This window comes from Thermoanaerobacterium sp. CMT5567-10, assembly GCF_030534315.2.
Taxonomy (GTDB): Bacteria; Bacillota; Thermoanaerobacteria; order Thermoanaerobacterales; family Thermoanaerobacteraceae; genus Thermoanaerobacterium.
The window spans coordinates 2,675,693-2,702,646 of sequence record NZ_CP130558.2 but is presented as its reverse complement, the minus strand read 5'-3'; the positions used below and the strand labels follow the sequence as shown (position 1 = coordinate 2,702,646).

The 26,954-nt window shown below is 33.8% G+C and carries 27 protein-coding genes, 1 pseudogene and 1 riboswitch; of the genes and pseudogenes, 1 reads left to right on the top strand and 27 read right to left on the bottom strand.

Features of this window, described 5'->3' with window-relative positions; all coding sequences use genetic code 11:
* Positions 1–95: 95 nt before the first annotated feature.
* Positions 96–1,192, bottom strand: a pseudogene (locus tag Q2T46_RS13745) (RNA-guided endonuclease InsQ/TnpB family protein).
* A 191-nt stretch (positions 1,193–1,383) separates the two neighbouring features.
* Positions 1,384–2,484, bottom strand: coding sequence for a glycerol dehydrogenase (locus Q2T46_RS13735; protein ID WP_303265029.1), 1,101 nt, complete (start codon positions 2,482–2,484; stop codon positions 1,384–1,386).
* A 468-nt stretch (positions 2,485–2,952) separates the two neighbouring features.
* Between Q2T46_RS13735 and Q2T46_RS13730 the strand changes: the two genes are divergently transcribed.
* Positions 2,953–3,189: a PfkB family carbohydrate kinase gene (locus tag Q2T46_RS13730; protein WP_303265030.1), complete on the top strand. Its 237-nt coding sequence runs from the start codon at positions 2,953–2,955 to the stop codon at positions 3,187–3,189.
* Positions 3,190–3,271: 82 nt separating this feature from the next.
* On the opposite strand, the gene manZ is transcribed toward Q2T46_RS13730, so the two are convergent.
* From manZ to Q2T46_RS13605, 25 genes are all read right to left on the bottom strand, one after another.
* Positions 3,272–4,096 (bottom strand): PTS mannose transporter subunit IID, encoded by an 825-nt coding sequence (gene manZ / locus Q2T46_RS13725; RefSeq protein WP_013298288.1) that lies wholly within the window; start codon positions 4,094–4,096, stop codon positions 3,272–3,274.
* Between the two features lie 29 nt (positions 4,097–4,125).
* Positions 4,126–4,890 (bottom strand): PTS mannose/fructose/sorbose transporter subunit IIC, encoded by a 765-nt coding sequence (locus Q2T46_RS13720; RefSeq protein WP_013298289.1) that lies wholly within the window; start codon positions 4,888–4,890, stop codon positions 4,126–4,128.
* Positions 4,891–4,910: 20 nt separating this feature from the next.
* A complete protein-coding gene (locus Q2T46_RS13715; RefSeq protein WP_013298290.1) occupies positions 4,911–5,384 on the bottom strand; it encodes a mannose/fructose/sorbose PTS transporter subunit IIB in 474 nt (157 codons plus the stop codon).
* Positions 5,384–5,800 carry a PTS sugar transporter subunit IIA gene (locus tag Q2T46_RS13710; RefSeq protein ID WP_013298291.1) on the bottom strand — a complete coding sequence of 139 codons (417 nt, stop codon included), beginning with the start codon at positions 5,798–5,800 and terminating at the stop codon, positions 5,384–5,386. Before Q2T46_RS13710 ends, Q2T46_RS13715 begins: the two co-directional genes overlap by 1 nt.
* Before the next feature lie 187 nt (positions 5,801–5,987).
* A complete protein-coding gene (locus Q2T46_RS13705) occupies positions 5,988–8,783 on the bottom strand; it encodes a sigma 54-interacting transcriptional regulator (protein WP_303265031.1) in 2,796 nt (931 codons plus the stop codon).
* A 300-nt stretch (positions 8,784–9,083) separates the two neighbouring features.
* Positions 9,084–9,914: an energy-coupling factor ABC transporter ATP-binding protein gene (locus Q2T46_RS13700; protein WP_303265032.1), complete on the bottom strand. Its 831-nt coding sequence runs from the start codon at positions 9,912–9,914 to the stop codon at positions 9,084–9,086.
* 3 nt (positions 9,915–9,917) lie between these two features.
* The gene (gene cbiQ / locus Q2T46_RS13695) at positions 9,918–10,685 is read right to left on the bottom strand and encodes a cobalt ECF transporter T component CbiQ (RefSeq protein WP_303265033.1); all 768 of its coding nucleotides are present in this window, start codon (positions 10,683–10,685) and stop codon (positions 9,918–9,920) included.
* Positions 10,672–10,965: an energy-coupling factor ABC transporter substrate-binding protein gene (locus tag Q2T46_RS13690; RefSeq protein ID WP_303265034.1), complete on the bottom strand. Its 294-nt coding sequence runs from the start codon at positions 10,963–10,965 to the stop codon at positions 10,672–10,674. Before Q2T46_RS13690 ends, cbiQ begins: the two co-directional genes overlap by 14 nt.
* Entirely contained in the window at positions 10,962–11,693 is a 732-nt protein-coding gene (locus Q2T46_RS13685) for an energy-coupling factor ABC transporter permease (RefSeq protein WP_399388643.1), read from the bottom strand. Before Q2T46_RS13685 ends, Q2T46_RS13690 begins: the two co-directional genes overlap by 4 nt.
* A gap of 134 nt (positions 11,694–11,827) precedes the next feature.
* Positions 11,828–12,040: riboswitch (cobalamin riboswitch) on the bottom strand.
* A 121-nt stretch (positions 12,041–12,161) separates the two neighbouring features.
* Positions 12,162–12,920, bottom strand: a complete 759-nt coding sequence (cobK, locus tag Q2T46_RS13680; RefSeq protein WP_303265036.1) for a precorrin-6A reductase — start codon at positions 12,918–12,920, stop codon at positions 12,162–12,164.
* A complete protein-coding gene (cobJ, locus tag Q2T46_RS13675) occupies positions 12,917–13,648 on the bottom strand; it encodes a precorrin-3B C(17)-methyltransferase (RefSeq protein ID WP_303265037.1) in 732 nt (243 codons plus the stop codon). Before cobJ ends, cobK begins: the two co-directional genes overlap by 4 nt.
* The gene (gene cbiG, locus Q2T46_RS13670) at positions 13,635–14,675 is read right to left on the bottom strand and encodes a cobalt-precorrin 5A hydrolase (protein WP_303265038.1); all 1,041 of its coding nucleotides are present in this window, start codon (positions 14,673–14,675) and stop codon (positions 13,635–13,637) included. Before cbiG ends, cobJ begins: the two co-directional genes overlap by 14 nt.
* A complete protein-coding gene (gene cobM, locus Q2T46_RS13665) occupies positions 14,672–15,427 on the bottom strand; it encodes a precorrin-4 C(11)-methyltransferase (RefSeq protein ID WP_303265039.1) in 756 nt (251 codons plus the stop codon). Before cobM ends, cbiG begins: the two co-directional genes overlap by 4 nt.
* A gap of 2 nt (positions 15,428–15,429) precedes the next feature.
* Positions 15,430–16,104, bottom strand: coding sequence for a precorrin-2 C(20)-methyltransferase (gene cobI, locus Q2T46_RS13660; protein ID WP_303265040.1), 675 nt, complete (start codon positions 16,102–16,104; stop codon positions 15,430–15,432).
* A gap of 1 nt (position 16,105) precedes the next feature.
* On the bottom strand, positions 16,106–16,678 hold the full coding sequence (gene cbiT, locus Q2T46_RS13655) for a precorrin-6Y C5,15-methyltransferase (decarboxylating) subunit CbiT (protein ID WP_132776426.1): 573 nt from the start codon (positions 16,676–16,678) through the stop codon (positions 16,106–16,108).
* Positions 16,675–17,286: a precorrin-6y C5,15-methyltransferase (decarboxylating) subunit CbiE gene (cbiE, locus tag Q2T46_RS13650; protein WP_303265042.1), complete on the bottom strand. Its 612-nt coding sequence runs from the start codon at positions 17,284–17,286 to the stop codon at positions 16,675–16,677. The genes cbiT and cbiE overlap by 4 nt, the downstream gene beginning before the upstream one ends.
* Entirely contained in the window at positions 17,280–18,380 is a 1,101-nt protein-coding gene (cbiD, locus tag Q2T46_RS13645; protein WP_303265043.1) for a cobalt-precorrin-5B (C(1))-methyltransferase CbiD, read from the bottom strand. The genes cbiE and cbiD overlap by 7 nt, the downstream gene beginning before the upstream one ends.
* 10 nt (positions 18,381–18,390) lie before the next feature.
* On the bottom strand, positions 18,391–19,014 hold the full coding sequence (locus Q2T46_RS13640) for a precorrin-8X methylmutase (RefSeq protein WP_303265044.1): 624 nt from the start codon (positions 19,012–19,014) through the stop codon (positions 18,391–18,393).
* A 21-nt stretch (positions 19,015–19,035) separates the two neighbouring features.
* Positions 19,036–19,401 carry a sirohydrochlorin chelatase gene (locus Q2T46_RS13635; RefSeq protein ID WP_209454148.1) on the bottom strand — a complete coding sequence of 122 codons (366 nt, stop codon included), beginning with the start codon at positions 19,399–19,401 and terminating at the stop codon, positions 19,036–19,038.
* Between the two features lie 71 nt (positions 19,402–19,472).
* Positions 19,473–20,180 (bottom strand): arginase, encoded by a 708-nt coding sequence (locus Q2T46_RS13630; RefSeq protein WP_303265754.1) that lies wholly within the window; start codon positions 20,178–20,180, stop codon positions 19,473–19,475.
* A gap of 69 nt (positions 20,181–20,249) precedes the next feature.
* Positions 20,250–20,780: a folate family ECF transporter S component gene (locus tag Q2T46_RS13625; protein WP_303265045.1), complete on the bottom strand. Its 531-nt coding sequence runs from the start codon at positions 20,778–20,780 to the stop codon at positions 20,250–20,252.
* Between the two features lie 375 nt (positions 20,781–21,155).
* The gene (locus Q2T46_RS13620) at positions 21,156–22,376 is read right to left on the bottom strand and encodes a Zn-dependent hydrolase (RefSeq protein WP_399388640.1); all 1,221 of its coding nucleotides are present in this window, start codon (positions 22,374–22,376) and stop codon (positions 21,156–21,158) included.
* A gap of 247 nt (positions 22,377–22,623) precedes the next feature.
* Positions 22,624–23,838, bottom strand: coding sequence for an NAD-dependent dihydropyrimidine dehydrogenase subunit PreA (gene preA / locus Q2T46_RS13615; RefSeq protein ID WP_303265755.1), 1,215 nt, complete (start codon positions 23,836–23,838; stop codon positions 22,624–22,626).
* Positions 23,839–23,990: 152 nt separating this feature from the next.
* Positions 23,991–25,379, bottom strand: coding sequence for a dihydropyrimidinase (gene hydA, locus Q2T46_RS13610; protein ID WP_303265047.1), 1,389 nt, complete (start codon positions 25,377–25,379; stop codon positions 23,991–23,993).
* Positions 25,380–25,445: 66 nt separating this feature from the next.
* On the bottom strand, positions 25,446–26,921 hold the full coding sequence (locus Q2T46_RS13605) for an NCS1 family nucleobase:cation symporter-1 (protein ID WP_303265048.1): 1,476 nt from the start codon (positions 26,919–26,921) through the stop codon (positions 25,446–25,448).
* Positions 26,922–26,954: the final 33 nt, after the last annotated feature.

Genomic DNA, 26,954 nt, shown 5'->3' with positions numbered 1-26,954 from the left:
TCATAGATCGTTGCCTGCTGTTATTCGTATCAGGTCTTACACAATCTCCATAGGCGTAATTTCGGGAGGAACCTTCCCTACCAAAAATATTACTCTTAGGCTGTTATGCCTAATTGTCTTAATCCTTCATACAACACATTTATCGCTGCATTTACATCTCTATCTATCTCTAATCCACACTCACATTTGTGTACTCTTACTGATAAGTCTTTTTCTACTATTCTTCCACATCCTGAGCATCTTTGAGATGTATATGCTGGATTTACTTTTATGAATATTTTTCCTTCTTTTTCCGCTTTATATTCTAAAAATGCATCTAACATTCCCCATCCTGCATTTGCTATTGATTTTGCAAGTTTATGATTTTTCATCATATTTTTTACTTGCAAATCTTCAACACATATAATGTCATTATGTTTTACTATGTTATAGCTTATCTTATGCAGATAGTCCCTTCTCTGATTTGCTACTTTTTCATGAAGTTTCGCTAATCTTTTCTTTTGCTTTTCTCTGTTTTTGCTTCCTTTCTTTTTTCTTGATAATTGCCTTTGTGCTTTTTTTAGTTTCTTCTCTGATTTTTGTAGCCATCTAGGATTTGAGTATAATTCTCCGTCTGATGTTGCAGCTATTGAGTTTATTCCTTTGTCTATTCCTATTGCTTTTTCTCTTATAACTGGTTTTTCTTTTTCTTCTTCTACTTCAATTGACAGGTTGATATACCACTTTCCAGCATGGTATTTTATGTTTATTGTTTTGACTTTTGTTGAATCAAAATTTCTGTGTGCTTTGATTTTTATATGCCCTATATTTTTTATATATACATATCCTTCTTTCCCAAAGTTTCTTTTTGATTCGCATTGTGGAAGTGTTATAGATGTGTAGTGGTATTTGTCTTTGAATTTAGGATATTTTGCTCTTTTGTCAAAGAAGTTTTTATATGCTCTATCTAATCTTCTCAACACATCCTGTAATATCTGCGATTGTACTAATTTGTATTCTGGATGTTCTTTTTGTATTTTGGAAGCATATTTTGCTGTTCTTCGTATGTAAGTCCTTTGCCATATTCTTTATAATGTTTTATTCTTTGGTCTAGTGAGTAATTATATAATTTGCGGCAAAGATACAATGTATAAAAGAGTTTTTCTTCTTGCTCTTTTGTTGGTTCTATGAGAAAATGCTGACATATCATCATTTTTTCTCACCTTGGCTTTCTACGATAAAATTTTCTGTATCTATTATGACATATTATTCTATGGCAGACAATAGAAATTCATCTCCCACCTATAGAGGATGGGAGACTTCTTTCAAGCCTTCGTTAAAAAATCATAATGTGATTAATAACTGATCCAATTATTAGCACATATAGATCTTTATCTAGATCTCTTATTTTTTATTTTTGTACATTTTTCCTATTGCATCAGCAGAAAGTATAGCAGCATAAACATCTGCGGCAACAACTTTAAATGGCATATTGTGAATAGTTTCATCAGGCCCACAGGAAGCTTCTGCAACTTTTTTAATCTTTTCATAATTTATTTCTTTAATTCCAATATCTTCTAACGTAACAGGGAGTCCAACACTCATGCAAAACTCTACTACTTCCTCAATCTCCTCTAAAGGACTATTTTCAAGTACCAACTGTACCAATGTTCCAAAAGCTACTTTTTCACCGTGATATAATTGGTGACACTCTTCAATAACAGTAAATCCATTGTGTATGGCATGAGCAGCAGCAAGTCCACCACTTTCAAAACCTATTCCACTTAAATATGTATTAGCTTCTACTATGTTTTCAACAGCTTTTGTGACAGTTTTATTTTCAACAGCAAGTTTTGCTTTTAATCCATCTTCAAGTAAAGTATCATAGCAAAGTTTGGCCAGTGCCATTGCAGCTTTTGTAGATTTTGCTCCAGCCATCGTAGATGCATTAGAACGTAGACATGCTCTTGCTTCAAAATAAGTAGCTAGAGCGTCACCCATTCCAGCAACAAGAAGTCTTGCAGGGGCACTAGCTATAATTTTAGTATCTACAAGCACTAAATCAGGATTTTTAGGAAGCAAAAGATACTTACTAAAGATTCCCTCACTTGTGTAAATTACAGATAATGCACTGCAAGGGGCATCTGTTGAAGCTATAGTAGGAACTATAACTACCGGAATATTTTCGTAATAAGCAACTGCTTTTACAGTATCAAATATTTTTCCACCGCCAATGCCAACTATGACATCAGAGTTTGTTTTCTTAACAAAATTTCTAAGTCTTTCGATTTCTTCTTCAGAACATTCTCCGCCAAATGATTCAAAACAAAGGGAAATCTCTGTGTTTGAGAAGCTTTCTTCAATTATAGATTTTGTTCTGATAATACCATTACTACTAGCAATAACAAGAAAATTTTTCCCTAAAGATTTTGTATGTTCGCTAATTCTTCTAAGTTCTCCATTGCCTTGTATATATTTCGCAGGGCCTATTATAGCTTTTGTCATCGTTAACAACTCCTTAAATTTAAATATGTTATATAAAATTTGTTAAATATATAACATATTATATACATAAAATTTACATGAGTCAATATAATTAGGAAATTTAGTCTAACAAATTTAGGAAAAGTTACAGTACAAAACTTTTATTTTAGTTTTGCTTGTCTTAAAAACTTTGTTATGATATAAAACCTAAATTTTACATGTCCAAAGAAGCTTACTATAATTTTTAAAAATAATTTATGGAAATATTCATATGTATGACGTTATAGCTTTGGGCGAATTGTCAATAAATTTTGCGCCTACTGGTGAATTAGAAAACTGAATTTAGATCTCTATCTCTTACAGATGAGCCTTCAAGAAGTGCGACCATAACTGCTTTAAAATATGCCAAGCAAAACAAATAAAATAATATCTTACGATCCAAATTGGAGGCCGCCACTGTGAAAAGACGAAACAATAGCCAAAAAAGAAATGTTTTTCCCATTAAAGTATGTAGATATAGCAAAGCTGTCTTTAGAAGAATTGCATTTCTTAATTGGTGAATCGAATATTCAAATAGCTAGCGATATATTATACAATATGGGAATCAAGCTTGTATTGGTGACATTAGGTCAAGACGGTTGCTATTACAAACATTCATCAGGTTCTGGACACATACCTGCATATCGTGTCAATGTGGTAGACACAACAGGAGCAGGCGATGCTTAATTAACTTGTACTTGCTTAATTTTAGCTAATATACAATCATAACCACACATCTAGCGTGTAGTTATGATTGTATAATTTATAACTATTTAAGTATCCCTAAAGCATAGCCTAAAATTCCTATTGCAAAAAATCCAAATATAATCCATATGGCATTGACTTTCTTTTTTAATAGTGACATTGTCGCAAACGTTAGCAACAATGGTAAAAGTCCTGGTAATAATTGATCTAATATGTCTTGTACAGTTGTTGTAACAGTCTTTCCGTTAGTAACTACTTTTGAAACCACTACAGGTACATTTATCGTGGTCCATTTTGAAACTAATGCACCCATTACAAATAATCCAAGTATTGCTGCACCTTCTGTTAATTTCTGTAATCTATTGCCACGCATATCTGCTATTATATTAGCACCTTGCTTATATCCATACATTATACCATACCATCTTACTGCAAGTCTAACAGCATTAAATAAGACAAAGAAAAGTATAGGTCCAAGTATATTACCTGTCATAGCTATAGTAGCACCTAGTGCTGCAAATACAGGTCTTATTGTTCCCCAAAATATAGGATCACCTACACCAGCTAATGGACCCATAAGACCAACTTTTAAACCATTTATCGTAGAATCTTCTATTGGTGCACCATTAGCTTTTTCTTCTTCCATTGCGGCTGTTACACCTAATATAGGTGCAGTAACATATGGATGTGTATTAAAAAATTCGAGATGCCTTTTAATTGCTTGTTTTCTTTCTTCACCACTATAAAGTCTTCTTATGATAGGTACCATCTCAAAACAAAATCCTAATGCTTGCATTCTCTCAAAGTTCCAGGAGCCTTGATGAAAATTAGAACGTATAAACATACTTATTAGGTCTTTTTTAGTTAATTTCTTTTTGGCTTCTTCCATAATGACAATCATTCCTTTCTAATTTCTTTTTATAGTTCATCTAAATCATCACTTGCAATTTGTTGATATTTTGGATTTAATTGTACATATACAATTGCTGCTACTAGACCAATTATTCCCAATGCTACCAAGTTAAAGCTTGTAAATGCTGCTATAACAAAACCTAAGAAAAAGAATGGCATCAGATATCTAGCTTCCATCATATTTATAACCATTGCATAACCTACTACAACGATAAATCCTCCTGCAATCTGTAATCCCCTCGTTACTACTTCTGGTATAGAATTTAACATTGCATTAACTCCACTGGTACCAGCAACCGAAGCTACTAATGCTACAGGTATTGCCACGCGAGCCGCCTGTATCAATAAACTAATAAGATGGTTTCTGTCTATTCCACTTAGATCTCCTTTTTCTGCATATATGTCAGCCCTATGTTGGAAAAATACAGTTATTGTTCTTGCTAATATTGTTAAAACTTGTCCAGCCGCCGCAATTGGAACTGCTATCGCAATACCAGCTCCAATTGATTGATGTCCTGCAATTACTAAGATAGTTGAGATAGCACTTGCAAGCGCTGCATCAGGAGCCATCGCAGCACCTATATTCATCCATCCAAGCGCAATCATTTCAAGTGTACCTCCAAGAATGATTCCCGTTTTAACATCACCCAAGATAATACCTATAAGTGTTGATGCAACAAGTGGGCGATGAGTCTGAAATTCATCAAGTACACTACCAATTCCAGCAATTGCAGCAACCAAAATCACCAGTATTAATTGTATCGTACTCATCTATTTTCCTCCTCCAATATTTATATTTTTGACATTAAGTCAATTTTGGGATCTGATGAAACTTTTCTTATTTCAAGTTCTATCCCCATTTCATGTAACTTTTTAAAAGCCTCAATATCTTTTTCATCAACAGATACCGCATTAGTAATCATTTTCTTGCCATCCTTAAATGACATACCTCCTATGTTTACAGATTTTATATCTACACCCCCTTCTACCATTTTTAATACATCTGTCGGGTTTGTAAACAAAAGGAGAGCTTTAAAGCTATTGTATTTAGGATTTTTATATACTTCAATAGCTTTCTCAATCGTTAAAACATTTGCTTTAACTCCAGGTGGTGCAACTTGAATTAATAGTGTTTTCCTTAACTGGTCATTTGCAACTTCATCATTACAAACTATAATTCTATTACATTTTGTTTCCTTAGCCCATAATGTTGCTACTTGCCCATGTATTAATCTATCATCTATTCTTGCTAGAACTATTTCCATCATAATTCCTCCTCACAATAATTTTTACTTTCTTTAAAATTTCTAATTCCAAGCTTTGAAGCTTCTTTCAGGTGTTCCACCAAGTCATCTAAAGTCTCTGACGATCTCCTAGCATATGCCTCAATCAACATAGGTAAATTAACTCCTGTAATTACATCCATCTTTTCGTTTTCATTTGCTAAAACAATAGCAGCATTATATGGACTTCCTCCAAACAAGTCAACTAAAAACAATGCACCATCTGTTGTATTCAATTCTTTTAATACTTTTTTATATTTAGATATCAAATTTTCAATACTTTCACCTGCCTCAAAAGTTATGCTTGCAACATTCGTTTGTTTGCCATAAATAAGCTCTGATGATTTAATTAATTCTTCTGAAAATTTCCCATGTGTTCCGATTATTAGTGCTATCAATATATATACCCTCCTGTATTTATATTTTCGTATATTTTTAATTGCAAAAATCATGCCAAAAAAGTGTATTAAAAAAGTTCTACCTTATAAGCCGTGATTTATAAGGTAGAACTTTTACTTTAAATAAAATCATCAAATATATTGATACACTGTTTGATTTTTTGATACACTTTTTTGATACATTATATTAATACTGTTGCTCACACAACATTTCAGCAATTAAATAAATTTCATCATCTATTAAATTTATATTCAGTGCGTCTGAGAATATTTTACTGCAATTTCTAACTTTTTCTATTATATCTTTATTTAAATTCAATACACTATCTTTATATTTAATACTATCATTTATAATTATTCGTTCTAAAGCACAGCCAGTATGAATAATTAGTTTTATCTTCATTGTATTGCTAAATTGTTTATTTAACTCTATTTCCAATCTATTACAAAATCTTATTAACAAATTTATAATCTTCTCTGGATTTAAAAATGTTAAAAATTGATTTAAACTATCCATGCAAAGATTTCTAACTGCTATGTCTTGATCTTTCTTTACAATTTTGATGCTATGATTAGATACAATTTTTCTTAATAATTCTTCACCATCATCTTCAATTAGTCTTTCTAAAGATATAAATGGTACTGGCAGATTTGGATCTTTCATTCCTATGGAAGCAATTATATTATATTTATCTTTAATCTCTGATAAATCATTTTTCATATTTTTAATACCAACAGGAATAATATTAATTTTTTCGTCGGTTATATTAGTAACTATATCATTTACAAGTTCTTTTAATTTAATAGCTGTTCCTTGACCACTAGAACAAATCGTTATTATAGCTTTTTCCTTATTGCTATTGTTGTTTTTAACTTCTGTTGCATATCCTCTAAAATCTTTTAGAGATTCGTAAATACTATCTAAATCTAAATCGTATGCATATGACTTTCTTATTGCCTCAATTAATGTAGGTGTTGATACCATATCTAAAATTTTTACTTTTATGCCTGTTTGTTCAGTTATAACTGTATCAAAATTGCAAAGAGAACCCATATCAACAAGCAACAAAACTCCCTTACCAGAATTTATTTTTTTTACTTTTTCAATAATAGTTTTTAATATTTCATTAGGGCTAATATTAAGTGGCATATCAACTGCTTCTACCTTTTTTTCTCCCATTAGATCCCCCAACAAACTTGTTGCAACATTTACCATACTACTTGCTGTACTATCCCCATGAGCAGCAACTATTATTCCAACATGTGCATCTTTCTCTTCTTCGATATTTACCAATAAAATGGTAATATACTCAACTTCTGCATCAGGAACAATTATATTGTACTTTTTCTCGATTAAACTTTTTATCTCAAAGGCAGTCTCAATTTCTTCCTGTTTATACTTAAGAAAATCTTTTACATCAAATGACTGTATAACCATATTATTTTTTATTCTTTTAAACAAAGCACTTAAATGAAGACCTAATGCGTATATAAATCTATCACTGTATTTTCTCTTTAATTTATTTTCAGCAAATTTTTTTATTTCACTAGCAAAATCCAAAATATTTTCATCAACCACTGATAACAATTTTTCTTTTTTATTTTTAGTATCCTCAAATTTTTTATAAAATCCCTTTAAATGAATTTTTATGTCAGTAGCAATAAATTCTTTTATGCTTTGTTCATCCATACCTTCACTTTTTAAAATACTTATCTTATCTTCAATAATTTTATATAAATTAAACGGTGGTTCTGATAAATCCTGATTTAAACTAATTAATATACGGTCATCATGTGGTGTGACAATCAATTTTCCGTTTACCAAATCACTTATTTCTTCTATATCTTTTCTTTTATTTCTAAAGTTTAGAAGACCTTCTTTAATACTAGATGGAAGCATTTTAAAGTCAATGTCTATGCTCTCTTTATCCATAAAATTTAAAAATCCTCTTGCACATATAAGCTGTATGTTTGATTTAAGCTGTCCTATATTACCATAAGTTACACTGCCGATAAGTGCTTTCACAACATCTTCAGTAATACTTATTTTTTTATTCACCCTGCGAGCTTCTTTAGAAAGAAGATATCTAACCATTTCAACTTTATCACTGCATGGCCTATCTTCAAAAGATGGTATATTAATTATAATTGGAATTCTCCTCATAAATGTTTTAAGTAAATGTGAATTTATGTCTTCATTTGTAGCACCTATTATTAATACATTTGCCTTTCTTTTTCTTTCCGTCTCTCCCAACTTATTATATGTTCCTGTATCCATAAAATAAAATATCATTTCTTGCCCTTCTGGTGGCAATCTATGTATTTCATCAAGAAATAAAATTCCTCCATTTGCTTTTTCTACAAGCCCATCTTTGTCAGTATCTGCTCCAGTAAAGGCTCCTTTGACATGTCCAAATATCTGAGATATAAGTAACTGTGGATTATTATAATAATCAGCACAATTAAATGCTACAAATGGTGCATTATCATCAAATCTCTTAATTTTTTTACCGTATTCAAACATAATATTTGCAAATAATGTTTTTCCTACGCCTGTCTGACCTATAATTAAAGAATGAAGTCCATTAGGTGGGTATAAAATAGCAGCCTTTGCTTGTTCTATTTGGTTTTTTAAACTGGTTTCACTGCCAATTAGACAATCAAACGGCGACATCTCAATCTTTTGTTCTTTTTCTTCTTTTATAAGCTGCTTAATGTCATCTACTTCAATTATTTCTTCGGATATCTTATCTTTTAATAATTTCTCTATCATGTCTCTATGAATATAAAGAACAGGTCTTTTTTTTATTTTTATAACCTTGTTCCTTCTAACAAGTTCATTTAATTCTTTACTAACATTTGTTCGAACTAGATGTAAATTTCGGGCTATTTCATCTGTACTCAAACCCTGTCGGTCTCTTAATTCATCAATTGTCCATTTCATTTCTTTTAAATATTTTTCTATTTTATCAATTCTTTTCATGATATCACCTTAGTAGAAATTATAAATTATAATAAAGTCAAATATATAGCACATCACATCATTTATTTTATATTTTTAATAGCAAACTTACAATAACTAATTTTTAGTTAATTTTATGCAATACCTAAATTATAACTTGCATATTTTGATGATTAAGTTGTTTAAATTATATTAATTATTGGTATCATGAAATTTAAAAATGTTTTACCTCATAAAAATAAGGAAAAAAGCCTTTTTGTATTTGTTAAATAAGCGAAGTTTCCTTTTTGCACTTGGCAAAAGTTATCAAAACTTCAGCAGCTATTTTATATATTTCTTTAATTCTTCTATATTTTTTGGTATACTATTTTCATCTATGATTCCCTTTTCTTTTAAAATTTCATATATTTCCAGAAGTATAGGCTTTCTTAAATCACTCCAATCAAGTTCTTCTACGTTAGTAAAAATAACTTCAGGTTCACCTTTTGCAACAACTTTTCCATTCTTCATGACATATATATAGTCAGCCCATGAATAAGCAAAATCCACATCATGAGTTGATAAAATGATCGTCTTCCCCTCTTCAATCAATTTGTCAAACACACTCATAATCTCCTGTACATGATTAGGGTCTAAATAAACCGTTGGCTCATCCAGTATTATAACTTCAGGTTCCATAACTATGATATCAGCTATTGAGACACTTTTTTTCTGCCCATAGCTTAAAAAATGGGTGGGCTTGTCTTTCACATCGATAATTTTCATTTTTTTCATTACTTTTTCCACTTTTTCTTTCACTATGTTTTCTGGAATATCTAAATTCATGGGACCGAAAGAAATCTCTTGGTACACACTGGCAGAAAAAAGCTGTATATCAGGATTTTGAAAAACAATACCCACATTCTTCCTGAGTTTTGTGAGTTCAGAACGATTGTATTTTATTTCTTCCCTGTTATACAATATTTTCCCTGATTTAGGTTTTAAAATTCCATTGAAGTGCAAAAACAATGTCGTTTTACCTGCACCGTTTGGTCCCAAAACTGCTGTCTTTTTACCCTTTTCTATCAACATATTTACGCCATCTAAAGCTTTTGTACCATCGCTATATTCAAAAGTAACTTCTAACGCTTCTAATATAAATTGATCTTTCATAGTTCACCTTCTTAAAAGTATTGATGTGCTTATTAAAACAAGTTCTATCAAAACAATATATATTAAATTTCTATAGCAAAATCTGTAATCTTTACTGATAACTTTTAATTCCCCATTATAACACCTTGCTTCTAAAGCCACATATAAATCCTGAGAATCTTTGTAAGACTTAATAAAAAGAAAAGATATTAAAAGTCCTAAAGACCTGTAGCTATTTTCTAATGTAGCATATCCTAATCTTGAATTCTGAGATGTATAAACTTCCCCAGCGGTATCAAATAAAACAAATATCAGTCTGTAGGTTAGCTGTAGTAACTCCAAAAATAATAAAGGAATTTTCAATTTCTTTAAGATATCTATAATGTCAACTACAGGAGTAGTGAGTACGAGAAAATATAAACAAGATATTACTGCCAAAGTTCTAAAAAACAAAATAACAGCAGTACTAATGCCTTTCGGAGTAATTCCTAAAGTTACCTCAAAAATATCAAGACTTATTAATGCAGCACTTTTATCACCTATAACATTGATGATAATTGTTAGTACACTTATCATCAAAAAAGAAAATGGAATTAACATAAGTTTTATGTACACTTTTCCTGGAATTTTTGCTTTTAACACAGTTATCATAAACATCAAAATAATTACTGCAATGTTTGTATATATATCAAATACAAAGCACAAAATCATTGTTAAAAAGGCAAATAAAAGTTTTTCAACAGGATGTACGTTGTACATCCTGTTTGTATAAGAATAATTATCTATTAGCATTTTTTCTCCCCTTCGCAAGACCTATATAATATCCTAAAAATCCTGCGCCTATTGCCGCTTGACACGCAAACAGAAGGCTCTCAATTTCTCCACTTGGTGGCTCCCAAACCGGTTTCAACCATGGTTTGTAATTTTTGTCTACCTGAGTGATAGCCTCTGTTGCCCTGTTATCTGCCCCAGCAAACTCAGCATTTTTAATTGTAACAAGAGGAAACACTATTAGCGAAATAACCAACAACCCTAATATCAAATTTATCATTAAAAACTTTTTGCCCCTCATACTAGCTTACCTTCTTTCTCTAAAACATTAAGCTCAATGAGTTCTTCTTTACTGTAGGCAATTAGCAAATTGATTACGAGTACAGTTAAAAGCCCCTCACTTACCGCCAAAGGTACTTGAGTCACTGCAAAGATCCCCATAAATTTTAAGAAGGAGACTGTAAATCCTCCTATTTCAGCCGGAAAAGCAATAGCAAGTTGGAAGGAAGTCGTCACATATGTAAGCAAATCCCCAATTGAGGCAGCTAAAAATACTGCAAGCCAATTTGGACCACCTACCTTTTTTACTCCTTTAAATATATAATAGGAGACAATTGGTCCTACTATTGCCATAGAAAATGTATTAGCACCCAAAGTTGTTATGCCACCATGAGCCAAAAGTAACGCCTGAAACAAAAGCACTATAAGTCCTAAAACGCTCATAGCAAAAGGTCCAAAGAGTATAGCTCCAAGTCCTACACCAGTTGGATGCGAACAACTTCCTGTAACAGAAGGAATTTTAAGTGCTGAAAGCACAAAAGCAAAAGCACCTGCAAAACCCAAAAGCATTTTAAGTTTTGGATTTTTCTTTACACTTTTGTTTATCGTCATAAATCCCACAATTACAAAAGGCAAAGAAGCTATATCCCATATTATGCACCATTTAAGAGGAAGAAAACCTTCCATTATGTGCATTGAATATGCAATTTGCGGTGCCATCAAAAGCAAAGCAAATACCGTTAACAACATCCATTTTTTCACATTAAACACCTCTTTTTATAAAATTTAAGCAAAAATAAAACCTCTTAACTTACCAATGGCATTAAGAGGTTAAAAAACACATAAATATCCTGTTATAACACCTCCTCTATCGACCGTAGAGTAAGTTTGACACAAATACAGGCAGGTCTCCTGACTTAGGTTCATCCCTCTTTACGCCTTCCCACCCGGCACTCATCAACTTCCGCTGAGAGACTAAGCAGTGGCACAATGTAAAGAGCTCACCATCACAGTGGCGGGACCGTGCAGGATTTTCACCTGCTTCCCTTTTAACCCAATTTGATTACAAATTGGGCACCTGTATTCGCCTGTTATCAAATTTTATTCTTAAATAAAGTATATCATTTTATAAATATGTTATCAATAAAAATTGAAAATGCTTTCAGTTCCAAAATTTTATGAGTTCATTCAGTTGACATCGTATAGACTGATACGCTTTTATCCTAATTGCTGACTTGTAATTTTCGTCACATCTTTCATAAGACTGTCAACATCTGTTATCACAACAGGATAATTTACATCAGGCCTTTTTATTAAAATTACAGGAATATCTAGCATTTCAGCAGCTTCAAATTTTTCTAATATCCCTCCCACAACGCCACTTTCTTTTGTCACGATCACTTCTGCCTCTCTCTCTTTAAACATTTGATAATTTAGTTCGCTGCTGAAAGGACCTTCCATTGCTATTATGTCTTTTGGTGTTAGCCCTAAATCTTCACATTTTTTTAGGACATTACTTAAAGGAAGTACTCTTGCCGTTACCTTTTTCCCCATTACCCAGAGGAACTTAAATTTTTCGAGGTTTTTACTGCCTACAGTCAAAAAAATATTGTGATATTCTTTACATTTCTCAGCTGCTTCCTCAAAACTTTCAGCTATGACGGCATTGTCATAATAAATGCTTTTCCTTTCATATCTTATATACTTTATACCAGTTTTGTTGCAGGCATTTATAGCATTTACGCTTACATCTTTTGCAAAAGGATGAGTCGCATCAATTATAATATCTATGTTATTTCTATAAATAAATTCAATGAGATTCAATTCATCCAGTGGGCCTTTGTGGACTTTTACTCCATCACTAAAAAGGCTTGCACCATAATCTGTCACTGTACTTGCTATAACCTCAATACCTTTAAGTTTTAATCGTTCTGCAATCTCCCTTCCATCTTTTGTACCTGACAAGACCAGTATCATAAAATATATCCCCTCGGCGTTATCATTTTGCCCTTTTCTACAAAAGTGCTTTCGTTACCTATTATTACAATTGTCCTCATATCAATTTCATAATTTGCCATTTCTTTTAAAGTGGTGATTATCACTTGTTGTCCCTCTCTTGAAGCATTTTTTACTATTCCAACAGGGATATCCTCTCTTTTGTATTTCATAATAATTTTCTGAGCTTTTATAAGATTTTCCGGTCTTTCTTTGCTTTTAGGGTTGTATATGACAATTACAAAGTCAGCCTGTGAAGAAAGTTCCAGCCTTTTTTCTATCACCTGCCAAGATATCAAATGATCTGAAAGGCTTATAACTACAAAATCCTGCATTACAGGTGCCCCTAGTATAGCAGCCGCAGCATTTAGAGCAGTTACTCCTGGTATTACTTCTATTTTTAAATCTATGTTATCTTTGTGGACAACCTCATACATAAGCCCTGCCATACCATATATCCCTGCATCACCACTTGACACAATGCACACATTTTTGCCTTGCAAAGCTAATTCAACAGCTTTTTTAGCCCTGTCAATTTCTTTTCTCATCCCTAATGAAATTACCTCTTTGCCCTCAATTAAAGGTTTAATAAGGTTTATATAAGTAGTATATCCTACGACTACATCACATTCTTTTAAGGAAGTGTATGCTTTAAAAGTCATGTCATTTATATCCCCAGGGCCTACTCCTACGACTTTAATCCATCCCATGCCAATCCTTCTTTCTAAATTTATACACAGCTAACGTTATTCCATTCTTTTTAAGATATGCTATCTCTTCTCCAGCGTTACTAGCCAAATAAGCAGAGGGTCTTGCAACACTTCCAACCCCTACTGTATGAAATACAAAATCAGAAATAGGAAATTTGTTTTCTATTTTTCTCAGCTCTTCTTTTGTATAAAAAACAAGAGGAATTTTCAAAAATTCTGCCAACTGAAGCATCCCTTTTTCTTCCTTTTTTATATCTATGGTAGCAATTGACTCGATGCTTTTTAATCTCAAATTTAGATTATCAAAAGTTTCCCTTATAAAAGTAAGCAAATCCTCAAAAGCTATTCCTCTTTTGCATCCTAAGCCAATAACTACATTTTTAGGTCTTAATATGACATAAGGTTTTTCTGTCGGTTTTTTTATTTCCTTGTCAGTTATGTAAACAAAGGCATCAACTTTACTGTGAACATCGTTTTTTATGTAATCTTTTAATAAGGGTATTTTTTCTACATCTTCATCAAGAATAAAACGTACATTTTCTCCATTTACAAAGGCTGCACTGACTTTTTTTAAATCCTCTATATTTTCAAGATAGTAACCATAATCTTTCGCAATCACATCTAAAGATATGACGCCCTCTACATCTGTTGCAGTTGTTATAACAGGCTGTGCTCCAATTGCAGAAGCCACCTTTAAAGTAAGTTCATTTGCGCCACCTACATGACCTGATAAAAGGCTTATGGCAAATTTCCCCTTTTCGTCTACTGCCACAACAGCAGGGTCAGTAAATTTGTCCTTTATCACTCCTGCAATTGTTCTTACCACAATCCCTGTAGCCATCACAAAGACCAATCCTTGGTATTTGTTAAATATTTCATGAACAAAGTCTATAAAATTTCCTTTTATTGCATAATCTTCAGGGGTTGCGAATTTTTCTTTTACATACACATCTCCTTTTAACTTTTGGCCAATCTCATTTGCCAACCTCGATGCATTTTTTGTGAGAGCAATTATCGCTATTCTCATAAATCTTCCTTCTTCCTGAAGCTATGAGAAAATTCTTTATCATAAAGCTTTGAATAGGTTTTTATATCTTTTAAAAAATCTCCTACAAGTATCATAGCAGTTTTATTTATTCCCTTTGATTTGACCTTTTGTGAAATGTCGTTAAGGGTACCTTTAACAATCAGTTGATCTTCCCAAGTAGCTTTATAGACAACTGCAACAGGTGTATTCTCTTGGTAACCTTTTTTCAATTCTGAGACAACTCTGTCAATTTCCTGAACACTCAGAAATATCGCCATAGTAGCTCCATGACGCGATAAATCTTTTAGTTCCTGCTCTTTAGGCACTACTGTCCTTCCACCTATTCGTGTTATAATCACTGTCTGGGTTATTTCAGGAATTGTCAATTCTTTTTTCAAGACTGATGCTGCTGCCAAAAAAGAACTAACACCGGGAATTATTTCATAATCTATATTTTCTTTTTCTAGCCTTACAATTTGTTCATGTATGGCACCGTAAATAGCAGGATCTCCTGTATGTATTCTTGCTACATCTTTTCCATCCTTATGAGATTTTACGATAAGCCCAATTATTTCATCAAGATTCATTGTAGCACTATCGTAAACTTCGGCCTTTGGCTTTGCGTATTTCAATATCTCTTTATTGACAAGTGACCCTGCGTATATGACAACATCACAAGCCTGTATTATTTTCATACCTTTTAATGTTATAAGTTCAGGATCTCCTGGTCCTGCACCAATAAAATAAACCACAGCTACTTCACCTTCTTTGCAATAATCAAAGACAAATAGTCTATCTTTTTTCCTATGTATTTATCAAGATCGTAAGATATTTCTTCATCTTGATGGCCGCACTTTATTACAAGATATCCTTTGAAGTTTTTTTCTTTTAGAAGATTTACTATTTCCTCGTATCTTCTCGAAATTTTCATCAATACCACGTTATCAAACATATCAAGTGCTTTTGAAATTTCTAATATATCTCCTGATGGAACAACTGCAAAAGTTTCATTTCCCTCTGCAATTGGAATATTTAATCTTGAAGCAGCTGCGCTATATGAGCTAATTCCAGGGATGGTCTCTGCCTCATAACCTTCAATTCTCTTTAGAATGTATATGTAAGTGCTATAAATCATGGGGTCTCCTATTGTTATAAAAGCTACATCTTTCCCATCATCAAGAAATGTTTTGATTTTTTTAACATTTTCCTCCCATTTTGCTTTAAGATCTTCTTTTGAGTATGTCATTGGAAATTCTATAAATACTACATCACATTTTATATAAGGCTTTGCAATTTCATAAGCAATACTTCCTTCTCCTTTGCTTGAAGGAGCTACCACCACATCTATTTTTTGGAGTATTTTTACAGCTTTCAAAGTAATGAAGCTTTCTTCCCCCGGTCCCACTCCTATACCGTATAATTTCGCCATTCTATCCCTCTCTTTTCACTGTTATAATGTAGACAGGATTTTGCGATATCATCATCGTCTTATTTCCCGCTTCTTTTGACACCGAAACATTGACACATATTGTTTGGACCGTAAACAATCTTTGTTTAAAATAATGATGAGCAGAATACGCGGTATCAAGTGTAATCCCGTTTACTACAACTACCCCATCCTCCTTTAATTTAGTTGTGACAATGTCAAATATTTGATACATTTTATCCCCTGTTCCCCCAATGAATACCCTGTCAGGTGAAGGCAAATCTAAAAGGGCATCAGGAGCTAAACCGCCCACAACAACAACATTTTCTACGTTAAATTTCTTAATGTTTTCGTTTATAAGTCTTACACCTTCTTCCTCTTTTTCAATAGAATAAACAACGCCTTTTTTCGATATTAATGCAGCCTCAACGGACACAGAGCCTGTACCAGCGCCAATATCCCATACTACACTGTCTTCTTTAAGCCTCAGTTTAGATATTGACAAAACTCGTATTTCTTCCTTTGTCATTGGAACATTGCCTCTTACAAAATATTCATCAGGAATTCCAGGTGTCATATATTGCCACATGTTATCACCACTACATTTAAATCAAATTTTTTATTGCAGTTTAAAAGTTCTTCTACTGTAAAAGAGTAAATCCTCTCCGTATCATAAGACAGATTTTCACCAACGTGTATTTTCCTGTCTTGCAAATTTTCTTCTTTCAACATAGCTGCAACAAATTGCGGCGTATGCGTATCATCAGTAAAAATAGCGACTTTTTTATTCTCTTTTACTTTTTTTACTAAATCTTCAGTACGACCATGTAAGCTTACAACCGCCAAGTCATTCATTGTTATTTTAAGTTTTGCACACATATACTGTATTGAGCTTATGCCCGGAATTATTTCTAATTGCTTTTTGTCCACATATTTTAAAATCACTTCCGATATGCCATACAAAGAAGGTTCTCCTGATGCTAAAATGACAATATTGCCTTCTTTGTTGAGTATACTACGATAATCTGTTGAAGCGTTTATCATAATCTTTTCGCAATCAATGTCTTCAAATTCTTCAAGATGGCGTCTGCCTCCCACCAGTACATCTGCCTCTTTTATTCTTTCAAGTGCATAAGTGGTAATGAATTTTTTGTTTCCCGGACCTATCCCTACAATTGTCACCATTCTACTTTATCACCTGCTTTTGCAATAATGCCTCTTTTCAATGAAATGAGATGAACTTCGATATTTAATTTATCGTAAACATACTGCTTACATTTCATGTAGACCCTGTCTGCTATAAACTGACTGAAGTCTTTTATATCGACTCCCGCCCTTTCAATTATATCAAGGGCTTCCTCCGTTGTATTTGAATCCAGAACTTTATCAACAGTCTCTTTATCTGCACCAAAATGGGCTACATAGGCCGCCATTATTTCTGCTCTCGCATCTGCAACATGGCTGTGGGTATTAAATATTCCTGCTGCTACTTTTACAAGTTTCCCTATGTGCCCTGCCAATACCACATGTGTAAAACCGTACTCTACTGCCTTCTCCAGCATAAACCCCAAAAAATTACCATAAGATATGATGAGTCTTTCTCCCACGCCTTCTTTTAAAGCATATTCTTTGCCATAATTTCCTGGAGCAAAAACTACCTTTTTGTATCCTTCAGCAGAAAGGATAGAAAGTTCTAACTCAAGAGAAGATTTTAAAGCTTCCTCCGACATAGGCTCTACAATCCCTGTAGTACCAAGTATTGATATACCGCCTACAATTCCAAGCCTCGGGTTGAAGGTCTTTAAAGCCACCCTTTCACCACCTGGTACACTTATGGTAATTTTTACACCTTTCCCTTCTGGCAGTACTTTTTTGACTTCATTTAAAATCATTGACATTGGAACAGGATTAATAGCGGATTTCCCAGGGCTTACAGGAAGTCCCGGTTTTGTAACTACTCCAACTCCTTCGCCTCCATAGACATCTATCCCTTCTCCTTCTTTTACCTCAGCCTTCGAATAAATTATAAGGCCGTGAGTAGCATCCGGGTCATCCCCTCCGTCTTTTCTTATACCGCACTTTACCCAGCCTTCTCCTGAAGTTATATCCAAAACCTCCAGCTTAAGCCGCCATCCCTTTGGAGTATCTATCTCTACAGTATCTAGTCTCCCACCTGTAAAAAGCATGTAAGTAGAAGCCTTCGATGCAGCGGCTGCACAAGACCCTGTAGTGTAACCATACCTTAATTTTTTTCCTCTCTTTACAACGTAGTTCTCCATAAACACCACTCTATCTTTCAATCATGTAAAGGAGGGCATTAACTATCGCTACTGCTACTGTGCTTCCTCCTTTTTTCCCTTCTGTTATGATGTAAGGAATATCAAGCTTTTTTACCTCTTCCTTCGCCTCTTCAGCTCCAACAAAGCCAACAGGAACACCTATTATAAGGGAAGGCTTTGCTTTTCCTTCTCTCACAAGCTCTATGAGTCTAAATAAAGCTGTGGGGGCATTTCCAATAGCAAAGATTTTATTGCTTTCGTCTTTTGCCGCTATTTCCATAGCTGCCATTGATCTTGTAATGCCACACTTCTTTGAAATTTCTTTAGCTTCAGGAAGATTAATGTAACTTTTTACTTTTGAACCTATCTTCTCTAATACCTTTTTATTTATTCCTGCTTCCGCCATCTTTGTATCACTAACAATATTAAATCCTTCCTTTAGTACCTTTAAACCGTCTTCTATCGCTCCTTTTGAGATTTTAAGTATATTGGCAAATTCAAAATCTGCTGTTGCGTGAATCACCCTTTTTACTATTAAAAGCTCCTTTTTATCGAATTTAGACTCATCTATGTTTTTGCCTATTATTTCAAAACTCTTTTTTTCAATTTCCCACGGATCTTTTATGTAATTCATAAATTATCTCTCCAATAAACTTTATTTTACTTCCTCTGTCCTTTCCAAAATTATATCCACGATTCTGTCGTCATAGCCAATTGGCCTTCCAAATTTTATAGAAAGACCGGGATACTTCTTCCTCTCCTCTTCAAAAACCACCGGTATATCCTCTTTTATATGTATTCCTTCGAATAAAAATAGTGGCACAGCAACGATATCATAAATACCTTCTTTTACAAACTCTTTAATAGAAGTAGGGATGTCAGGAGTGTCAAATTCCATAAATCCTGCCTTCACATCCTTATATTTATCTAAGCTCTTTATTCTATCTACCACCTTGATTACAACTTTTTTTGTCTCCTTAACGCGGCTCCCATGAGCTATGACTAACAACCCTTTCTCCATTTTATCTCTCCTCTTTCTACTACAAGCGTTAAAGCTCAAGCTTTTTTCTAGGTATTCACTTGGCTACTTTTTTATGCAAAATTAAGATAAAAAATTTGATCTGAAAGTGAAAGTTTCTTAATATCCCAGTCTCTCCTATAAAGTTTAATCACCTTATAAGGCAAATTGAGATTTTTTATGAATTTCTCAAACTTGTTGTCAAGCCACGGTGGTGTCCATGCCCCCGATCTACAAATATGTACAGCTACCGTGTATATACCTTCAGGTAATACATCTATATCCCTGTAATATCGAATTGAAAAAAGTTTATTAAAATCTTTAAAGTCCTCAGGCTTTTCAAAAGTATGAGGACTATATATTATGTGAGCCTTTTTTATCTTACCTTCATTTAACAGCTTCCCCAGCCAGTTAGCACAGTTTAACTCAAAATTAACCGAGCTCATTCCTGCATAGCCCAAATCAGCGTGTGTATCAAAAGAATATACTTCTTCACATTCATTAGCTCTGGCGATGTGATATGATAGCATATGAGATTCAGACACAAATACTTTGATATTTCTTATAAAATCAAAGTGTTCTCTTATTTTGACCCAAAAATTTTCCAATATCGGAGTTGTATCTACTGACTTTTCCAGATCCTCACCTTCTAAAACACTTTTTATGTACCTCTTATACCACACCGCCTCTATGTTTTTTTGGTTTTCAACATAAGAACCTAGCCACTCTCTTTTCAGAGGGATGAAATAATCCCAATCTATGCTCAAAAGGCTGTGAACCATATTCACCACCTATTAACCTCTAAAATACCGCCTTTATTTAAAATAATCAAAAAATTAAATTTGATTTTATTAGTGGGCTTTAAAATAAACCATATTTATTCTTTTTAGCAGTATTTGCGTAAATAAAGCATATATTGGCACATTGATAAGTTCTCCTATAACTTTTGGAGGTAAAGTAGTTACTATTGGTATTTTAAATAACAATTGAAGAAAATAAGGCACGAGTACTACTGATGAAATGAACTGACCTACCCCAATCGCTATCATTAATTGCCATAGAGAAGGAATTGGAGCTTTTACCGGCTTTAAAATTAAAGGCGGAATAATACCTGTGAGAGCTGCTGTCAATGTGAAATGTGGCATGTATGGTCCTAAAGGATTAATGTAATACCCAACTATATCACCTACAGCACCTACTATCCCCCCCGCTGTAGGTCCAAACATTATACCTGCAAGAATCACAGGCAATGCGCCAAAGCCAATTCTTACACTTTCAATGCCGCCAATAGCTATTTTTATGCTAGCTATTCTACTTAAAACTATGTTTAGGCTAATCAACAATGCTAGAAAAACCAGTTCTCGTACATGTATTTTTTTCATTAAACAAGCCTCCCTACATATTATGATAGACTATAATGAAACTACTACACAATTAGAAAAAGACTACTACAATAGTAGCATAAAGTCTATATATCATCAATACTCCCAAATCAAGTTTTAATACTTTAATATTATAATATCAGATTAATTGCTTTTTATTTTTTTATATAGTAGAAAAAGGCACGATAGTTTTTCCCCATCATGCCTAATTTTTATCATATACATTTGTTTTGCAATATTAGTTGTTTTTTGATAATTTTTTCTAAAAACAAAAAACTGAAGGAATTATGCTGTGCAATGTGTTCTTTACTTGACATTCTTTGTTGTGGCAATATTACCGATGTACGGCGTTTGCAAAACTCGATATATTACTTTCTATTTTTTATCAATATCCAATATCGTTTGTAGTAATACATTAGCGCCCTTCCAGCAATCGTCGAGAGATGTTTTTTCTATTTCGCAATGGCTGTGTCCGCCAATACTTGGAACAAATATCATAGTCGTAGGCAGGATATCAGCAACAAACTGGGCATCATGTCCAGGGCCACTGTACATTCTCATACATGGATAGCCATATTCTTTTGCATTTTTCTCAACTAAATCGACCAACTCTGTATTAAAGGCAACAGTCTTACGTGACCACAATTTCCGGTAGCTAACCTTGCACTTTGCAAGTTCTTTAGGAATGTTTTCAATAACATCGACAACCTGCTGTACTATTTTCGGATCTTGATGTCTTGCATCCAAAGTAAACTTAACATCATCCGGTATAATTGTATGTACATTTGGTGAGCAAATAATTCTACCCGTGGTATAAACCAACTTACTGTCAAGCTTATCAAGCTCTTTATGTAGATACTGAATAGCCTCAGAAGCTGCATAGAGAGCATCTTTTCTCATTCTCTGCGGAACAGTTCCTGCATGACCAGCCTGGCCGATAAATTCAAACTCATAATTGACCATTCCAACGACACCTTCAACAACGCCAATATCCATTTTTGCAGCTTCAAGCACTGGGCCTTGCTCAATGTGCAGTTCCACAAAAGCCATATATTCCTTAGGATTCATTCTATTTTTCTCGTCACCCTTGTATCCGCTTGCATCCAAAGCTTCACCAAATGTTATTCCATCCTTATCCTTTGAGGCCAGCATCTTGTTCTTATCAAATTTACCAGTAATAACACCTGATGACATCATAGCAGGGTCAAAACGAGCCCCTTCTTCATTGGTCCAAATCATAACCGTAATTGGATGACGGTGTGGAATCTTCTTTGTAACAATCGTTTCAGCTACTTCCATTGCACTTATTACACCTAAAATACCATCATAGTTTCCACCTTGTACTACCGAATCGCAATGTGATCCCACTGCAATACGTGGAAGATCTTCTGATCCTTTAAATGTCGCATATATATTTGCCATATCATCTGTTACAATGTCTGCACCCAGTTCTTTCATTCTTTTGCAAAATTCTGCTCTTGCCTGCAGATCCGGTTCTGACAAAGACAATCGTGTTACTCCACCATTTCCAGTGTCACCAAATTTACTAAATGTATGAATCTTATCTGCCAATCTTTCTTTGTCACAAGTTACCATGTTTTTCATTTTACACACACTCCTATATAAATTTTTGGAATAAATTAATTAAATTTTTCTTCTAAAATAGTTCATAATAACTTATAAATGTTTAAGTATCATTATAAGCCTTTATGTTTATCAGCAATTAAATAATTAACTTTTGTTTTTTCAAGCAACTTGTTCTAACTTCAAAATATCGATGTTCTCAAAAATTTTTCACCTAGAGTGTTATTAAATTTCGATCAAAGCAAATTTTAGAATAATTTCAAAGCGTTAATGCTCTTTTGGGACAAATAATTGTACATAGTGAACATCCATCACATTTTTCGGCATCCACAACTAACTGTCCATTTTTAAATTTTAATGCATCATAACCGGCATCGCCACATACCTTTACACACTTTCCACATTGAATACACAATTTATTATTGATTTGAACCACTTTTTTAACTATACTTAACGCAGAATGATCTTTTATACGATTCAATGACTTCCCTTTAATTTCAGTAATTTTTTTAATATTTTTGTTGCGCATATATCTTTCTAATCCTTCTATAAAATTTATAATAATGTCATATCCTTCTATCATAACAGCAGTACAAACTTGAACAGCGGATGCACCTAAAAGCATATACTCAACAGCGTGTTCCCAAGAAGATATACCTCCTATACCAAATATCGGTAGATTAATGCTTTTAGCTATTTGCGATACAGCTCTTAATCCTATAGGTTTAACTGCCAGTCCTGAATATCCGCCATATGTTGAATAACCATCTACCGAAGGAAGCGGCTCCATCGTATCTAAATTTATACCTATAAGACATTGAACTGTATTTATAGCCGAAATGCCATCTGCACCACCATTTTGAGCAGCTTTTGCTATAGATATGATGTCCGTAACATTAGGAGTAAGTTTCACAATCACTGGAATATTCACAACTTGCTTAACCCATTCAGTTAATTCGGAAGTCATTTTTGCATTTTGGCCTATAGCAGCACCAACACCCATTTCCGGCATACCATGTGGGCATGAAAAATTTAATTCCAACGCATCAACACCTGAATCTGCTACCTTTTTGGCTAACTCCTGCCACTCTTTTTTGTCGGCTTCTGCCATAATACTGCCAATTAGAATGCGATTTGGGTACTGTATTTTTATTTCTTCTATTTCTTTTAACCAGATAGTTAGAGGACGTTTGCTCACAAGTTCAATATTTTGAAAACCTACTATTTCACCATGATTTCCTCTAATAACGTTAAAACGTGGTTTTACGTCAACAATATTCATATTGTCGGGTTTTAATGTCTTTAATACGGCACCACCCCACCCCATATCAAACGCTCTTTTAATCATGGTACCATATGCAGTTGGTGGTCCAGATGCCAGTACAAAAGGATTGGGAAATTTTATACCACAAAATTCTGTTGAAATATCTATACATTTACTATTTTTTTCATATAATATAGGCTCCATCTGCATCACCTTTATTCCTTCCTTAAAATTTGAATTGAGTGATATTCGACACCCATTAAAAGTATAATTTATAGGTAACGATAACTGTTAATCATATCAACCAAATATTTTATAATATCGCTATTCCTCTAATCTGTAATTTCGTTAAAAACTGTATTCTATACCAAAATTGGTGCCTGTCGTTTTAAGAACTTTCCAAAACCTTTTCTCCCGATAAAGTTTCCATTCTCAACAATTATATTGCCTCTTAAAATGGTAATTACAGGATACCCTGTTACTTCAAACCCTTCATATGGCGTGTAATCCACATTTTCATGGAGTTTACTTTTAGTTATTACTTTTTTTACATTAGGATCAAATATTACAATATCCGCATCACTGCCAACAGCTATGGTCCCTTTTGAAGGATACAATCCAAAAATTTTAGCCGGATTAGTAGCCGTTACCTCAACAAAACGCTGAAGACTTAATTTTCCCATATCAGCTCCATAGCTATACATTAGCGCCATCCTTGTCTCTATACCTGGAGCACCATTTGGAATTTTACCAAAAAATTCTAAACCTAAATCCTTCTGACCCTTTAAAAAGAATGGACAGTGGTCTGTTGATACTGCTTGTATTTCTCCTTTAGCAAGTCCATCCCAAAGAGAATTTAAATTCTCTTTCGGCCTTAGAGGAGGTGACATAACATATTTTGCCCCCATAAAATTTGGCTCTTCATATTTCTCTTCAGATAGCAATAGATATTGCGGGCAAGTCTCCGCCATAACCGGCAATCTCTGTTCTCTTGCCCTCGCAAGCTCTATCAAAGACTCTTTACAGCTTAAATGCACTATATAAAGCGGAGCATTAGCAAAACTCGCTATCTTTATAGCACGACTTACAGCTTCTGCTTCTGCCACCGTCGGACGGCTCATTGCATGGTACTTAGGCTCTATTTTACCTTCCTTATAAAATTTTTTTATTAAATAGTCAATTATATAATAATTTTCAGCGTGTACACATATCAATCCACCATTCTCTTTTGCCATAATCAATGCCTTTAACAGTACATCATCATTTACCTTCAAACCATCATAGGTCATAAAAAGCTTGAAACTGGAATAACCATTTTTTATAGCTCTTGGCATTTCGTTTAATATATCTTCATTCATATCAGTTATAGCTATATGAAATCCATAATCAATAACCGCTTTGCCATCAGCCTTTTTATGCCACGTTTCTGCAGCTTGCTGTAAAGACTGTCCTTTTGCCTGCATTGCAAAATCAATTATAGTTGTAGTCCCGCCACATGCAGCTGCTATTGTGCCTGTCTCAAAATTATCGCTAGAGACAGTACCACCAAAAGGCATTTCCAAATGAGTATGAACATCAATTCCTCCAGGAAATACGTATTTACCTTCCGCGTCGATAATATTGGCTCCATCTCCTGTTATGTCTTGACCTAAAGCAACTATAATACCATCTTTTACTGCCACATCTGATTTGAACGCATCAGATGCTGTTACAACGGTCCCTCCCTTTATAATAAGGTCATATTCCCTCATTACTAACACCTCCAAAAATATTTAATAGCCAATTTATATCATAAATGTTATTTTTATGATAAATTTTTATTCGTTTAGATGTTTGCTGATTTCCGTATTATAAAATTGAACACTCGTATTATACATCAACAGAAAATATAAGATGCCAGAAACAAAAAATCCTACAAACCATGCGTAATCTGATAAAACACTTAACATCGGAACTATCTTACCAATTAAGGCAAAAAACACTCCAACAATTAATGCAATAATTGCTTTTATATTAAAACCTTTGGAGTAAAAATATTCTCCTTCTTCAGTATAAAGATCCATAAGATTAAGATTTGTTCTTCTATAAATCCAATAATCGCATATCATTATGCCAGCAATTGGTCCAAGAACACCTGAATATGTGCCTAACCAGTTATAGATATATCCACTTGGATCTGCTAGAAGCCTCCATGGCATTATTAATATTCCAATAATACCCGTAATCAATCCTCCACTTTTAAAACTGATATATTTCGGTAGCAGATTAGAAAAATCGTTAGCCGGTGAAACAACATTTGCTGCAATATTCGTTGTAAGTGTTGCAAATATAACGCAAAGAAGAGATATCATTGATACTATTGGGTTTGAAAACTTGGTCATTAACTGTGAGAAATCCCAAATTGGCTCTCCATATATCACGATGGTTGCTGAAGCAATTAACACACCAAGGAGAGAAAATAATCCCATTGATGTTGGAAGTCCAAGGGCCTGACCCAATATCTGCGATTTTTGCCCTTTTGCGAACCTTGTAAAATCGGGAATGTTCAGTGAAAGTGTCGCCCAAAAGCCAATCATTCCTGTTAATGAAGGAATAAATACTTTAAAGAACTCACCAAAATTAGTCAACTTGCCCGGTTGAGATACGATAGGACCAAGTCCCTTAGCAGCAATAACGGCCCAGATAAAGAGGGCGATGATGTATAATACCAGAAGTGGTGCTGCAAAGGCTTCAAGTTTTTTCACTGCATTCATACCCCTGAATATAATATACATGGTGATAAGCCAGAAGATCATAAATGTTATGGCTTGAGGCAGCATCAGGCCGAGAATATTGAAATTACCGCCCAGTTTTAACCACCCCGGAAATACTACGCCTAAAAATGTATTTATAGCACTGCCGCCTATATAGGTTTGAATACCAAACCAGCCGCAGGCAACTCCAGCACGCAGGAGTGCTGCAATATTTGCGCCAAATGTACCAAAAGCAGACCTGCAAAGTACAGGGAAAGGAATTCCGTATTTTGTACCTGAGTGGCCGTTGAGAATCATCGGAATTAAAACTATGAGGTTCCCAACGAAAATGGTAAATATAGCCTGTTTCCAGTTCATACCTATTGAAATCAACCCGCTGGCCAGCATAAATGTAGGTATGGAAAATGACATTCCCACCCACAAGGATAGAAAGTGATAAGTATCCCATGTCCTTTGTTTTATTGTTGTAGGCGCAAGGTCCTCATTGTAAAGCCTGCTGTTTGATAAATCTTCTGTAAGTTCAAATAATTGTTCTTTCATATATAACTCCCCTTTCTTTCGACATAATAAATA

Bases quoted from the DNA above. Each gene is read 5' to 3' on its own strand.
- Q2T46_RS13735 (WP_303265029.1), bottom strand. From the start codon at position 2,484: ATGACAAAAGCTATAATAGGCCCTGCGAAATATATACAAGGCAATGGA.
- Q2T46_RS13730 (WP_303265030.1), top strand. From the start codon at position 2,953: ATGTTTTTCCCATTAAAGTATGTAGATATAGCAAAGCTGTCTTTAGAA.
- manZ (WP_013298288.1), bottom strand. From the start codon at position 4,096: ATGGAAGAAGCCAAAAAGAAATTAACTAAAAAAGACCTAATAAGTATG.
- Q2T46_RS13720 (WP_013298289.1), bottom strand. From the start codon at position 4,890: ATGAGTACGATACAATTAATACTGGTGATTTTGGTTGCTGCAATTGCT.
- Q2T46_RS13715 (WP_013298290.1), bottom strand. From the start codon at position 5,384: ATGGAAATAGTTCTAGCAAGAATAGATGATAGATTAATACATGGGCAA.
- Q2T46_RS13705 (WP_303265031.1), bottom strand. From the start codon at position 8,783: ATGAAAAGAATTGATAAAATAGAAAAATATTTAAAAGAAATGAAATGG.
- Q2T46_RS13700 (WP_303265032.1), bottom strand. From the start codon at position 9,914: ATGAAAGATCAATTTATATTAGAAGCGTTAGAAGTTACTTTTGAATAT.
- cbiQ (WP_303265033.1), bottom strand. From the start codon at position 10,685: ATGCTAATAGATAATTATTCTTATACAAACAGGATGTACAACGTACAT.
- Q2T46_RS13690 (WP_303265034.1), bottom strand. From the start codon at position 10,965: ATGAGGGGCAAAAAGTTTTTAATGATAAATTTGATATTAGGGTTGTTG.
- Q2T46_RS13685 (WP_399388643.1), bottom strand. From the start codon at position 11,693: ATGTTGTTAACGGTATTTGCTTTGCTTTTGATGGCACCGCAAATTGCA.
- cobK (WP_303265036.1), bottom strand. From the start codon at position 12,920: ATGATACTGGTCTTGTCAGGTACAAAAGATGGAAGGGAGATTGCAGAA.
- cobJ (WP_303265037.1), bottom strand. From the start codon at position 13,648: ATGGGATGGATTAAAGTCGTAGGAGTAGGCCCTGGGGATATAAATGAC.
- cbiG (WP_303265038.1), bottom strand. From the start codon at position 14,675: ATGAGAATAGCGATAATTGCTCTCACAAAAAATGCATCGAGGTTGGCA.
- cobI (WP_303265040.1), bottom strand. From the start codon at position 16,104: ATGGCGAAATTATACGGTATAGGAGTGGGACCGGGGGAAGAAAGCTTC.
- cbiT (WP_132776426.1), bottom strand. From the start codon at position 16,678: ATGACACCTGGAATTCCTGATGAATATTTTGTAAGAGGCAATGTTCCA.
- cbiE (WP_303265042.1), bottom strand. From the start codon at position 17,286: ATGGTGACAATTGTAGGGATAGGTCCGGGAAACAAAAAATTCATTACC.
- cbiD (WP_303265043.1), bottom strand. From the start codon at position 18,380: ATGGAGAACTACGTTGTAAAGAGAGGAAAAAAATTAAGGTATGGTTAC.
- Q2T46_RS13640 (WP_303265044.1), bottom strand. From the start codon at position 19,014: ATGAATTACATAAAAGATCCGTGGGAAATTGAAAAAAAGAGTTTTGAA.
- Q2T46_RS13635 (WP_209454148.1), bottom strand. From the start codon at position 19,401: ATGGAGAAAGGGTTGTTAGTCATAGCTCATGGGAGCCGCGTTAAGGAG.
- Q2T46_RS13630 (WP_303265754.1), bottom strand. From the start codon at position 20,180: ATGGTTCACAGCCTTTTGAGCATAGATTGGGATTATTTCATCCCTCTG.
- Q2T46_RS13625 (WP_303265045.1), bottom strand. From the start codon at position 20,780: ATGAAAAAAATACATGTACGAGAACTGGTTTTTCTAGCATTGTTGATT.
- Q2T46_RS13620 (WP_399388640.1), bottom strand. From the start codon at position 22,376: ATGGTAACTTGTGACAAAGAAAGATTGGCAGATAAGATTCATACATTT.
- preA (WP_303265755.1), bottom strand. From the start codon at position 23,838: ATGCAGATGGAGCCTATATTATATGAAAAAAATAGTAAATGTATAGAT.
- hydA (WP_303265047.1), bottom strand. From the start codon at position 25,379: ATGAGGGAATATGACCTTATTATAAAGGGAGGGACCGTTGTAACAGCA.
- Q2T46_RS13605 (WP_303265048.1), bottom strand. From the start codon at position 26,921: ATGAAAGAACAATTATTTGAACTTACAGAAGATTTATCAAACAGCAGG.